Raw genomic sequence first — 12,459 nt, 5'->3', positions numbered from 1 at the left:
GAGGCAGCGATGACAGAAAAAACCTTTCTGGTGGAAATCGGCACCGAAGAGCTGCCACCAAAAGCCTTACGTCAGCTGGCGGAATCCTTTGCCGCACAACTGACGACTGAACTCGACAGCGCAGGGCTGTCACACGGTGCGGTTGAATGGTTTGCGGCTCCGCGCCGTCTGGCCGTCAAAGTGGCGGCGCTGAGCGCGGCACAGGCCGATCGTGAAGTTGAAAAACGCGGCCCGGCTATCCAGGCCGCCTTTGATGCGGACGGTAAACCGACCAAAGCGGCCGAAGGCTGGGCGCGTGGTAATGGCATTACGGTCGATCAGGCCGAACGACTGAAAACCGATAAAGGTGAATGGCTACTCTACCGGGCGGCAGTGAAAGGCGAGAGCGCGGTTTCTCTGCTGCCAGCGATGGTTGCCGGTGTGCTGAGTAAATTACCGGTGCCGAAGCTGATGCGCTGGGCAGACAGTGACGTACAGTTTGTACGTCCGGTCCATACCGTGACACTGTTGCTGGGTGATGAACTGATCCCGGCGACGATCCTCGGGGTTGCGTCAGATCGGATCATCCGTGGTCACCGTTTTATGGGTGAAGCTGAATTCAGTATCGGAAGTGCGGATCAGTATCCGCAGATCCTGCTGGAACGCGGTAAGGTGATGGCGGACTACGATGCCCGTAAAGCGGCTATCAAGGCCGGTGCAGAAGCCGCGGCGGAAAAACTGGGTGGCACGGCAGACCTGAATGACAGCCTGCTTGAAGAAGTGACCTCTCTGGTTGAATGGCCGGTGGTACTGACCGCGACCTTTGAAGAAAAATTCCTGGCCGTACCGGCGGAAGCCCTGGTGTACACCATGAAAGGGGATCAGAAATACTTCCCTGTCTATGGTACTGACGGCCAGTTACTGCCTAATTTTATCTTTGTCACCAATATTGAGTCGTCTGATCCTCAGCAGATTATCTCCGGTAATGAAAAAGTGGTGCGTCCGCGTCTGGCCGATGCCGAGTTCTTCTTTAACAGCGACCGTAAACTGCGTCTGGAAGATCAGTTACCTCGTCTGGAAACGGTATTGTTCCAGAAACAGCTGGGGACGCTGCGTGATAAGACCGATCGCATTCAGGCACTGGCTGGCTGGATTGCTGCAAAAATCGGGGCGGATGTCAGTCATGCGACCCGTGCAGGTTTGCTGTCGAAATGTGACCTGATGACCAATATGGTCTTTGAATTTACCGATACTCAGGGTGTGATGGGCATGCACTATGCCCGCCATGACGGTGAAGCTGAAGATGTCGCTCTGGCACTGAATGAGCAATATCAGCCACGTTTCTCCGGCGACGCGTTGCCGCAGGGACTGGTTTCCTGTGCGCTGGCGATTGCCGACAAGATGGATACGCTGGCTGGTATTTTCGGTATTGGTCAGCATCCGAAAGGGGATAAAGATCCGTTTGCTCTGCGTCGTGCGGCACTGGGTGTACTGCGTATTATTGTCGGGAAAAACCTGCCCTTAGATCTGCAGACACTGACAGAAGAAGCGGTACGTTTGTATGGCGATAAGCTGACCAATGCCAATGTGGTGGATGAGGTGATCGACTTTATGCTGGGTCGTTTCCGCACCTGGTATCAGGAAGAAGGCCACAGTGTTGATACACTGCAGGCGGTACTGGCGCGTCGCCCAACCCGTCCGGCAGACTTTGATGCCCGTATGCGTGCTGTGTCGCATTTCCGTACCCTGGAGCAGTCTGCGGCTCTGGCCGCGGCGAATAAGCGTGTCTCTAATATCCTGGCAAAATCGGATGAGCCGCTGAACGATAGCGTGCAGGCCTCCCTGCTGAAAGAGAATGCCGAGATCACCCTGGCGACCTATGTCAGCGCACTGACCAGCAAACTGCAGCCTTACTTTGCGGAAGGCCGTTATCAGGAAGCCCTGATCGAGCTGGCCCAATTGCGTGAAGCCGTGGATAACTTCTTCAGTGAAGTGATGGTCAATGCTGAAGAGAAAGACGTACGGATTAACCGTCTGACGTTACTGGCGAAGTTACGTGATCTGTTCCTGCAGGTAGCGGACATCTCCCTGTTACAGTAAGTTTTTACAGCGAAAACAGGAAAAAGCGAGCCATTGGCTCGCTTTTTTTTACGCCGGATTTCCGCTCTTACGGCTAACACCCGTCCGGAGTTGTGTGCTAAATACAGTAACTCTTCTTATAAAAAAGTACTCATCTGCGGAACAGATCTTATGCACACTCTTCCCGAGCCCTCTGACCCCGGTCTCCCTCCTGCACAGGGGCTAAAACGCCATCCGGTCTGGACCCGTGACGCTATTCAGCAGAGTGCCCACCCGGCGGCTCACGGGGATCTTCTGGCGGAAGAAGTGCCGGTGGCTCTGGTGTATAACGGCATTTCTCATGTGGTGATGATGGCAACCCCCCTCGATCTGCAGGCATTCGCGCTGGGTTTTTCCCTGTCGGAAGGCATTATCTCCGCCCCCGCCGAGATCTACGGTATGGACGTTGTCCCGGTGTGCGGTGGCATTGAAGTACAGATTGAATTGTCTGCCCGCCGCTTTATGGCGCTGAAAGAACAGCGCAGGGCGATGGCCGGGCGGACAGGATGCGGGGTCTGCGGTGTGGAACAGTTACAGCATATCGGCAAACCGGTTCCGCCTTTACCGTTTACGCAGCGCTTTGATTTACAGGCCCTGGACCGGGGACTGGCGCAGTTGTCCGCATTTCAGCCGATCGGTCAGCAGACGGGGTGTACTCATGTGGCGGCCTGGATGACAGAAGATGGCTCGCTGCAACAGGGCTGTGAAGATATCGGGCGACATGTGGCACTGGATAAACTGCTGGGTTATCGCAGCCAGCAGTCGTGGCATCACGGTGCGGTCATTGTTTCCAGCCGGGCCAGTTATGAGATGGTACAGAAAACGGCGATGTGTGGTGCAGAACTGCTGTTTGCTGTCTCTGCGGCTACAACACTGGCCGTTGAGGTGGCCGAACGCTGCGGACTGACACTGGCCGGATTCAGTAAGCCGGGACGGGCCACCGTGTACACCCATCCGCAGCGGTTGTACTAAGCGCAAATCACCTGTTGCAGTGTGCGGGTGAGGTCCGGCCATGCTGAGCTGACGGCGGCTGCCGGGTCAGAGATTAACAGATGGACCTCTTGCGGACGGGCATAACAATAGCGACTGGTGGTGCCCAGTTTACTATGGTCGGCCAGCAGGATCAGTTGTCTTGCCTGTCGGGTCATTGCGGTGGCAATGGCCGCTTCCGCCGGGGAAAAGCTGCTGGCTCCGTTCACGGCATCCACACCGACCGGTGACAGCAGTGCCACATCGGCCTGATAACGGTGGATCTCATTGACCGTGTGCCCGCCCCGGGTCTGTTGCGTTCCGGCAGACATTGTCCCGCCCAGTAAGATCACCTCATGATCCAGCTGATTTTCATTTTCTGTGGCCGTCAGTGCCAGCGCCGCCTGCAGACTGTTGGTAATAATGGTCAGGCCTGACATGGTCCTGAGCTCCTGAGCCAGCATGGTGGTGGTACTGCCGGAGTCCAGAAACAGAGTTTGCCCGGCATGTAGCTGCTGTACCGCACAGCGGGCAATACTGCGTTTTTCTTTTTCCCGGGCAGCGTAGCGAAGCGTCAGCGGCGCTTCGGCCGGCGCATCAATGGCGACAATACCGCCATGCACTCTGCGGGCGATGCCTTGTTCTTCCAGCGCGATAATATCCCGCCGGGCGGTTTCACGGGAAACTCCCAGTTCTTTTATGATGCGCTCAGTACTGACCTGATGATGGGTACTGATTAATGAACGAATTCGGTGTAATCGCGTTTCCTGCAACATAAAACATCCTCAATAAAACCGGGGGCGGATAATACCAGTTGTTCCAGTGTAGCGCAGTCTGCACACGTTTGGTGTGTATTTTATTGCGTTTGTGTATTTTGTTGCATTTTTCTGAAAATCAGCCATGATGGGGTTATTGAGATTTCATTCATTCGTATTCCCGCTGATTATTGTGACAGGAGTTTTTATGGCCACTCGTTCCACCATCATGGATACCAACAGCTTCCGTGCAGAACATGCTGCCGGGCTTGATGCCGATACCCGCAGCCTGACAGAGAAGCGGAGTAAAGTCCTCGGTGACTCTTACCGCTTGTTCTACCGTAAACCGGTACATCTGGTGCGCGGGGAGGGTCAATATCTGTGGGATGCGAACGGTGATAAATATCTGGATGTTTATAACAATGTCGCCAGTATCGGGCATTGTCATCCGGCAGTGATTGATGCCGTGACCCGGCAGATGAAAATGCTGAATACCCATACACGCTATCTGCATGAAACTATTCTGGATTACAGTGAAGCCTTACTGGCGACCGCGCCTGCAGAAATTAACAAAGCCATGTACATGTGTACCGGCTCTGAAGCCAATGATCTGGCCATCCGCGTAGCGCGTTCATTTAGTGGCGGCACCGGTATTATCGTGACCAAAGAAGCCTACCACGGTACCAGTGACCTGACGTCAGGTGCCTCACCGGCGCTGGGGAGCGGACAACCACTGGCCGCGACCACACGGCTGGTCTCGCCGCCGGATGATTACCGTGTCGATGCGCCGGATTTAGGGGCCTGGTTTGCCGCCGAAATTCAGCGTCAGATCGATGACATGGCGGCGCACGGTATCAAATTTGCCGGTTTCCTGGCCGATTCTATCTTCTCCTCGGATGGCGTATTACCTAACCCGCGTGGATTTTTACAACAGGCGGTGGATGTCGTACATCGTAACGGCGGTATCTTTATTGCGGATGAGGTTCAGCCCGGCTTCGCCAGAACCGGTGACAGTTTCTGGGGCTTCGGTCGTCATGATGTGGTGCCGGATATCATCACGACCGGTAAACCGATGGGGAACGGTATTCCGGTCTCCGGTTTACTGGCCAGGAGTGAAGTGCTGGCGACGTTCAGTGATGATATTCCTTACTTTAATACCTTCGGAGGAAATCCGGTGGCGATGGCCGCAGCACAGGCTGTGTTGCAGGTGATTGAGGAAGAAAAGTTACAGGAACATAGTCGTGTCGTCGGGGCACAGTTGCTGGCTGAATTGCGTAAGCTAATGGACAGACACGAATGCATCGGCGATATTCGTGGTGCCGGGTTATTTATCGGTTTTGAACTGGTGAAAGACCGCGAAAGTAAAACTCCGGATAAAGCACTGGCACTGAATCTGATCGAACAGTTACGTGAACACCGTGTGCTGACCTCGGTCGCCGGACCGTACGGGAATGTGCTGAAACTGCGTCCGCCGTTGGCTTTCCAGGTGGCTGACATTGACTGGCTGGTCGGTGCGCTGGACAAATCACTGACCGCTCTGGGGCACTGAAACCCGTGATTGTTATCAAAAACTGCTGAAATCGTCAGGTTTCGGCAGTTTTTTTTGCACTGAAAACAAACCGTTACTTGCGGGTGAGGCGTGATTCTCCTTTTCCCGATCAATTATTTAACTATAATGGAAGCCAGTGCTTATGCAGCGCATCCTCCCGGGTGTGCTGTCCTTACATTAGAATGGAGAGGTTGAACATGAGTTATTCACTGCCATCCCTGCCTTACGCTTATGATGCGCTTGAGCCGCATTTCGATAAGGAAACGATGGAAATCCATCACACTAAACATCACCAGGCTTACGTCAACAACGCCAATGCAGCGCTGGAAGGCACCGAATTTGCCTCACTGCCGGTTGAAGAACTGATCACTCAACTGGACAAGGTGCCGGCAGATAAGAAAACCGCACTGCGTAACAATGCCGGCGGCCACGCTAACCATAGCCTGTTCTGGAAAGGTCTGAAAACCGGAACGACTCTGCAGGGCGAACTGAAAGCGGCCATCGAGAAAGATTTCGGTAGCGTTGAAAACTTCCAGGCTGAATTTGAGAAAGCCGCAGCGACCCGTTTTGGTTCCGGCTGGGCATGGCTGGTAAAACAGGGTGATAAACTGGCGGTCGTCTCTACTGCGAACCAGGATAGCCCGCTGATGGGTGAAGCGGTCTCCGGCACTTCCGGTTTCCCAATCCTGGGTCTGGATGTCTGGGAGCACGCTTATTACCTGAAATTCCAGAATAAACGCCCTGACTACATCAAAGCGTTCTGGAACGTGGTTAACTGGGACGAGGCTGCGGCCCGTTTTGCTTCTGCAAAATAATTCCGTTAATGCGTAATAGCCGCCCCGGCGGCCCGCTATCTGCCGGCAGTCTTCACTGCCGGTAGTTTTTGCTTATTTCAGCCCGCAAGTTAAACCGCTTCTCAACACATTCTTTATTTTTGCCGTCCTCCCCGATCGTCTTCCGGCCAATTGAATCATCGTTGAGCCTCTGTCAGATACTCTTTCCCGGAGATTTCTGAACTTCAGGCACCCCTATGTCAATCCTCGTTACCGAATCACTAAAAAAATCGAATGTTTCATTACTCTGGTCGGTAATTAACGGCAAATACCAGCCGGACCGGGCATGGAGAAGCCAATCCTTCTGCCTGAAGTTTTTGCTGCGCTGCGGTTGTTACCCCGTTGTCAGTTATCGTTACCTGAGTGCCCTGACCGGACTGGCTATGTTCCCCGAGTTACTGGAATGTCAGGGACTGCTGCCCGCAAAGATCCACCGTCCTTATCTGCAGGCGGGCCTGGATGTCCGCCAACGCGCTGCCGCGATCGTGAGTCACTATGAGTTATTGCGGTCTCTGGCAAACCCCTGCCTGCAAAGCTTCCTGGTGCAACGCACTGCCCGTCCGCTACTTGAATGGACGACGGATAACGGTCACCATTTTAAGCTGAACTGTGGACCGTCGCAGTTTGACCGTGAAGGTGAGGTGATGCTCTGTCTGCACTATCAGCAGCAGATGGTCGCGATGATCACTTTTTCCCTGATATCCCGTGGGGAACAGCCTGTGCTGTTTATCGGCGGATTACAGGGGCCTTCAGGAGAGGGGACGGCAGACCGGGTTCGCCAGGCCACCCGTGACGCTTGCGGTATCTTCCCTAAACGTTTACTGATGGAGGTTGTTTCTCTGCTGGCCGCTGCTTGTGGGGTTTCCGCGATAATGGCCGTCAGCGAACACAGCCATGTGTTCCGTAGCCTGCGTTATCGCCGCAGTAAGCAGGATAAATTTCTCGCCAGCTACAGCAGTTTCTGGGAAAGTCTGGGGGGAGTGCAGGAGAGTGAGGGTCTCTACACGTTACCCATGAAGGTAATACGTAAGCCGCTGGAGGAGGTTGCCAGTAAGAAAAGGGCAGAATACCGGCGTCGCTATCAGTTGCTGGAGGCACTTGAACAGCAATTTATGGACGCGCTGGGAATTACCGCCCCTCTTTGATGAGTGGCAGTGGCCGGTCAGAACGCGCTTTTGGCAAAGCCGGTCACTTCTGTCAGACCCATCTCACGACCCAGAGCCGTCATCGGATGGACAATGACAATACCACGGACTGATTTTTTCAGGGCCCCGAGGTTGGCCTGTTCTTTTTTAGTAATGGCGCGGCTGAAGGTGAGTTTCTGTAGCTTCTGTGCTTCAGAACTGAGCTTTTTCACGCGAACGTTACGTAAACGGGCGATTTCTTCTTCCAGTTTTTGTTTTTCTTTCTGGAGTTCTCCCAGTTTCTCCATATCACCCGCTTCGAGTAATGGCTGGGATTTGTGATTCACGGCATCCAGCTGATCGCTCAGACGCTTAATCTCGGCTTTTTCAGGTTCTTTCATCATTGACTCCTTCTGTACAGCGGGCAAGGATACACGAAAATATCTGATGACAGTAATGATATGCAGGATTCCGCGAATATTCTTTATCCGGGTAAATATCGCCGTGGGCGATAAGGATGACCCCGGCCGCCGGGTGCTTTCGGGGCGATATTGCCGGCCGCGAAAGGCTCTCCTGATACGGCCGTTTCCGCCGCAGATAAACCTGTGCGGCCTTGCGCCAGAGCAAACAGAGCACCTGACCACGACGGTCTGACTGAGAGTCTAACGGTGATAAACGGAGAGAGTCCTGACTCACAGCCAAACCGGACTGAAAGTGGTGGTCTGGTCACGATATGCGGACGGAAGGGGATGCCTGGCCGGCCTCCGTCGGTCCTCCGGGCGAATCCGATAGTGCATCGCGGGCAGGATGTTGAAACGGGAGGACAGAACGTCCGGGATATCAGACGCCAGAAGTCAGTTTCGCCACTTCTGACGTCCGGCAGAATTACTGATTATTGCTGAGAAGAGGTTGCAGTTGGTTCAGTACCGGAGCCGCCCCGGTGATTTGGCTCATCAGCGCATTATACTGCTTCACCTGATCCTGAGACGAAAACTGAACACTGTTACCGGCAAAACTGACGTTGTTGTTCTGTGCCTGCAGGAAGTCTCCGGTGTTCACCACCGTCTGAGCCAGCGTCTGTAATTGTGGCAGCAGAGGCAGGACGTTTTCCGCCGGCTGAGTAACGACTTTGGCATAGGCTGCATCGTAAACTTTCTGCAGATCGGCGGGTAATTTCATCGATGTCCGGCTACTGTCGGCCAGATTTCGGGCATTCTGCACCTGCTGGGTGACGACATTTAATGCCCCCGCCGCCTGACGTAACGTATCCCGGTGTGACTGATAATCTGCCGGGACACGGATAGCCGAGAGCTCATCGGTGACCGGACGGATACCGTCATTAATCGCCCTGTTCAATTGCTGTGAAAAACCGTAAAGAATGGCGTAATCACCGGCAAAATTCCCGAAACTTTTCTTCTGGCTCTCACTCAGGGTAGGTAGCTGAGTGCCACTACGCATCACCGTATTTTGCAGAAAATTACTAAAGGCCTGGCGGGATTCGGCTTCTTTATCACCGCAACCACTGAGCTGAAAAACCATAAGCAATGTTGTAAGCAGTAATCCGGCCTGCTTAGTAACACGGAAAATACCTGACGTCATAAGGAACAGACTCCTGTTATTCGACAGCTTGTATATTTACAAGCAGAGAGATCCACAAGGATAGTGCAAAGCAGCACTCCCGCCAACGGAGAAGATCGCAGAAAAAGCATGCTATCTGCTTTTTCTTTATCTTCGCTCTTCCTGCTCAGACAGTGTCCCCGGTGCCCGGGTGGAAAGGTATTGACTGGCACGGTGACGAAACCAGCGGGCGGGCACATTGAAAGGGGGAGCACTCAGCCGGAGGATCGCCTGCCGTATCTGTTGATCAGCCTGCTGCCACAGTAAGGGGTCACCGTGACGGAGTAACCTGAGTTGTAGCTGTTTTTCAACCAGATAGACCGGTGCAAACTCAGGATCATTATCCACGATATCCCGGGTGTTATCGATGATATCTGCAATTTTGATGGTCTGTGCCCGGGGAGAGGCTTTGGCGGTATGTTGCAGATACGATTGGGTACGCTGCACCCTGTCCGGTGATCGGCAAGGCGGATTCGTCAGCATATCGACCAGCAGCGCGACTTCGTGACCGAACAGCTGTTGTAACTGGTGACGCGTGGTCGGTGTATCTTCCAGTGTGTCATGTAACCATGCTGCGGCCAGCATGGTTTCATCCGCCCGCACAGTACGGACCAGGTCAGCCACCGCGCCCGGATGAACAATATAGGGGGCATTGGTGTATTTGCGTCGTTGTTTTGCCTGAGCGTGGGCATGACAGGCAAATCTCTTTGCTTTTTCTTCCAATGAATAGGGCATAGTTCACCTGTAAATCATCATACTCTTACTGACTATAGAATGCCCGGGAAGGCCTCTGCAAGCGCAGCTGACAGGTTTAAACGTTAAATAAGCTAATTAATTAAATTTTCTATTATTTTCAGGAAAATTCTGCCTGTGACTATATATTATAAAATATGTCGAACTCCTGGCGTGATCAGCACTCTGAGGGAGGTAAGCAATTTTATAGTGATTGAGGTCGGGTTTTTTTAAATGAATAAAATCAAAGAATTGAGCCAGGGGCAGTTATCTCTGATCCTGGCAGTTTATATCGGTCTTTTTCTGAACTGGTCAGTTTTTGCCCGAAGATTTCAGGGATTAACAGAAAATTTTAAACTTCTGACCGGTATTTCCGCAGTGACAGAGGTGGTTGCTGCGGTACTGGTTTGCGTGGTGATTTTTCGCCTGTTATCGCTGGGCGGGAAAGTTTTTTTCAGGGTGAGTGCCTCGCTGATCGTCCTGGTCTCGGTGGCTTCAGCCTATTATATGATGGTCTTTAACGTCGTTATCGGCTACGGCATCGTCGCCTCCGTCCTGACTACGGACACCGATCTCTCAAAAGAGGTCGTCGGTTACTATTTCTATTTCTGGCTGATTGCCGGCAGTCTGCTCCCGTTGTTTCTGATTTGGTACAGCCGGCTGGCCGGGTGCCTGAGCGCACAACTGGCGCAGCGCGGGCAACGCCTGAAACCGGTGATGTGTTTACTGGTCTGTATTGCCCTGGTGTGGCTACCCCTCCGGTATCTGGATAAACAATATAAAAACCGTGAACACATCACTAACATCGACTTACCCAGTTATGGCGGGATGGTGGCTCACTCTTATTTGCCTGTGAACTGGCTGACTGCCAGCGGTTTGTTTGGCTGGTCAAAACTCGATGAGCAGATGACCGGCAAAAAACTCTTTGACCCGGCCCGTAAATTTACTTACGTACCGCCGGCGGGTCTGGACGATACGTATGTCGTGTTTGTGATTGGTGAAACGACCCGCTGGGATCATATGGGGATCCTCGGGTATTCGCGCGACACAACGCCTTTATTGTCGAAAGAGAAGAACCTCGTTGCTTTCCGTGGGGAGTCATGCGATACCGCGACCAAACTCTCTTTACGTTGTATGTTTGTTCGTGAAGGTGGCGCGGAAAATGATGCCGGCAGAACGCTGAAAGAGCAGAATGTGTTTGCTGTACTGAAGGAGTTGGGCTTCAGTTCCGATTTATATGCCATGCAGAGTGAGGTCTGGTTTTACGGACTGACCAATGTTGACACGATGGCATTTCGTGAGCAGATAGGGTCAGAACCGCAGAATAACGGGAAGCCGGTCGACGATATGTTACTGATCCCGAAACTGCGGCAGTCGCTGGACCGTCATCCGCGAGGTAAGCATCTGGTGATCCTTCATACCAAAGGGTCGCATTACCTCTATTCTCAACGGTATCCACGGAGTTTTGCCCGGTTTACGCCGGAATGTATCGGGGTTGATGATTTCTGTTCCAAAGATCAGCTGATTAACGCTTATGATAACTCTGTGCTGTACGTCGATTATATGCTGGATAATGTACTGGACCAGTTACGGGACAAAAAAGCGATAGTCTTTTACGCGGCCGATCACGGGGAATCTATCAGCAGTAATACTCATTTCCATGGGACGCCACGTGAAATGGCACCTCCGGAACAATTCCGCGTCCCTCTGCTGGTGTGGGCATCCGATAAATATCTGGCCGATGAAGCTAACCGGCAACGTTTTGCTCAACTGCAACAGCAGGCAAAAGACGGGTATATTCACCGGCATACGGAGTTATATGATTCGATACTAGGTTGCCTGGGGTACACCTCCCCCGACGGTGGTATTAACGCGAAGAATAACTGGTGTCAGATGCCTGCCGGTGCAGGGCAGGCCAGATAAAGGGGAACCGGTCATTTTACCGGCCGGACGGTTGCTTTTTAGTCAAACGCATGGCCGGTAACGAAAAAGCGGTTGACGATGACCGGGGCCAGCAGTAATATTCGCCCCCATCGGCGAGTAGCGCAGCTTGGTAGCGCAACTGGTTTGGGACCAGTGGGTCGGAGGTTCGAATCCTCTCTCGCCGACCATCTTCGAAGAAACCCGCTCCGGCGGGTTTTTTTACGCCTGTAGTTAACAGGATGAGAACCTCCGAAGGAGGTTTGAGCCGAGCGAAGCGAGACAACGTTGCGTAGCAACGGCCCGAAGGGGAATCATCCTCTCTCGCCGACCATATTCGAAGAAACCCGCTCCGGCGGGTTTTTTTACGTCTGTAGAAAGTTTAAGACCCGGGTCTTAATACCTCCGTCTGACACAGATCCTTGTTCTTTCCTCATTTATTACTCCGGGCTGACTGCCAGTCATCCTGCGCTGTTGATAGCGCTTTGAAACCTGCTATCCGGGCACCTGTATTTGTGTTTACTCTTTTGAAAAAAAACATAATCCGCTTTACCAGGGATGTTTGCACCATTTGTCGGGCGACATCGCATCGCTGAGCGAATGAATGCGTCCAGGACGAGCCGCAGGGATGCGGCGAGAGGTCATGCTGAGCAGGAGCGAATCATGACCGGTCCGTCAAGGACACATGAGTGAGTGAAGGTACCGCGCAGCGGTGGGCAGGATTGTCGCCAGGCCCGGAGTGCAGAGGGCGCGGCCCTGCGCCCTTTGCCCGGTCGCCCACGGCGGGGCAAAGGAAGCATGCCTTAATATAAAGCGAACGGAATACTCACCATACTGATAATAAAAAACGCATCCGGTTTATC

At 53.1% G+C, this 12,459-nt stretch carries 10 protein-coding genes, 1 tRNA gene and 1 other RNA gene; 8 read left to right on the top strand and 4 right to left on the bottom strand.

What is annotated here, in order from left to right; genetic code table 11:
• Positions 1 to 9: 9 nt before the first annotated feature.
• A complete protein-coding gene (gene glyS, locus ABD035_RS07615) occupies positions 10 to 2,079 on the top strand; it encodes a glycine--tRNA ligase subunit beta (RefSeq protein WP_212714910.1) in 2,070 nt (689 codons plus the stop codon).
• A gap of 150 nt (positions 2,080 to 2,229) precedes the next feature.
• The gene (fdhD, locus tag ABD035_RS07610) at positions 2,230 to 3,069 is read left to right on the top strand and encodes a formate dehydrogenase accessory sulfurtransferase FdhD (protein WP_343869035.1); all 840 of its coding nucleotides are present in this window, start codon (positions 2,230 to 2,232) and stop codon (positions 3,067 to 3,069) included.
• On the opposite strand, the gene ABD035_RS07605 is transcribed toward fdhD, so the two are convergent.
• Positions 3,066 to 3,842, bottom strand: a complete 777-nt coding sequence (locus tag ABD035_RS07605; RefSeq protein WP_212714912.1) for a DeoR/GlpR family DNA-binding transcription regulator — start codon at positions 3,840 to 3,842, stop codon at positions 3,066 to 3,068. The two genes, fdhD and ABD035_RS07605, sit on opposite strands and share 4 nt — an antisense overlap.
• A 187-nt stretch (positions 3,843 to 4,029) precedes the next feature.
• Here ABD035_RS07605 and ABD035_RS07600 point away from each other — a divergent pair, with 187 nt between their 5' ends.
• The 3 genes from ABD035_RS07600 to ABD035_RS07590 all read left to right on the top strand — a co-directional run bounded on the left by ABD035_RS07600 (position 4,030) and on the right by ABD035_RS07590 (position 7,348).
• Positions 4,030 to 5,370 carry an aspartate aminotransferase family protein gene (locus ABD035_RS07600; RefSeq protein ID WP_212714913.1) on the top strand — a complete coding sequence of 447 codons (1,341 nt, stop codon included), beginning with the start codon at positions 4,030 to 4,032 and terminating at the stop codon, positions 5,368 to 5,370.
• A 197-nt stretch (positions 5,371 to 5,567) separates the two neighbouring features.
• A complete protein-coding gene (gene sodA / locus ABD035_RS07595) occupies positions 5,568 to 6,185 on the top strand; it encodes a superoxide dismutase [Mn] (protein ID WP_212714914.1) in 618 nt (205 codons plus the stop codon).
• 215 nt (positions 6,186 to 6,400) lie between these two features.
• Positions 6,401 to 7,348, top strand: a complete 948-nt coding sequence (locus tag ABD035_RS07590; RefSeq protein WP_343869030.1) for a VirK/YbjX family protein — start codon at positions 6,401 to 6,403, stop codon at positions 7,346 to 7,348.
• A 17-nt stretch (positions 7,349 to 7,365) separates the two neighbouring features.
• Here ABD035_RS07590 and ABD035_RS07585 read toward each other — a convergent pair whose 3' ends face one another.
• The 3 genes from ABD035_RS07585 to ABD035_RS07575 form a co-directional block, all read right to left on the bottom strand.
• On the bottom strand, positions 7,366 to 7,728 hold the full coding sequence (locus ABD035_RS07585; RefSeq protein ID WP_025904135.1) for a YibL family ribosome-associated protein: 363 nt from the start codon (positions 7,726 to 7,728) through the stop codon (positions 7,366 to 7,368).
• A 484-nt stretch (positions 7,729 to 8,212) separates the two neighbouring features.
• Entirely contained in the window at positions 8,213 to 8,926 is a 714-nt protein-coding gene (locus tag ABD035_RS07580) for a DUF3053 domain-containing protein (protein ID WP_212714916.1), read from the bottom strand.
• 126 nt (positions 8,927 to 9,052) lie between these two features.
• Entirely contained in the window at positions 9,053 to 9,679 is a 627-nt protein-coding gene (locus ABD035_RS07575) for an HD domain-containing protein (RefSeq protein ID WP_343869028.1), read from the bottom strand.
• 231 nt (positions 9,680 to 9,910) lie between these two features.
• Here ABD035_RS07575 and eptB point away from each other — a divergent pair, with 231 nt between their 5' ends.
• The 3 genes from eptB to ABD035_RS07560 all read left to right on the top strand — a co-directional run bounded on the left by eptB (position 9,911) and on the right by ABD035_RS07560 (position 11,930).
• A complete protein-coding gene (gene eptB, locus ABD035_RS07570; RefSeq protein WP_343869026.1) occupies positions 9,911 to 11,599 on the top strand; it encodes a kdo(2)-lipid A phosphoethanolamine 7''-transferase in 1,689 nt (562 codons plus the stop codon).
• A 111-nt stretch (positions 11,600 to 11,710) separates the two neighbouring features.
• Positions 11,711 to 11,787: transfer RNA gene (locus ABD035_RS07565), tRNA-Pro, on the top strand.
• Between the two features lie 30 nt (positions 11,788 to 11,817).
• Positions 11,818 to 11,930: non-coding RNA, RtT sRNA (locus ABD035_RS07560), on the top strand.
• The last annotated feature ends 529 nt before the right edge of the window (positions 11,931 to 12,459 follow it).

Source organism: Tatumella terrea, from assembly GCF_039523755.1.
Taxonomy (GTDB): Bacteria; Pseudomonadota; Gammaproteobacteria; order Enterobacterales; family Enterobacteriaceae; genus Tatumella; species Tatumella terrea.
This window is presented reverse-complemented; position numbering and strand designations above follow the sequence as displayed.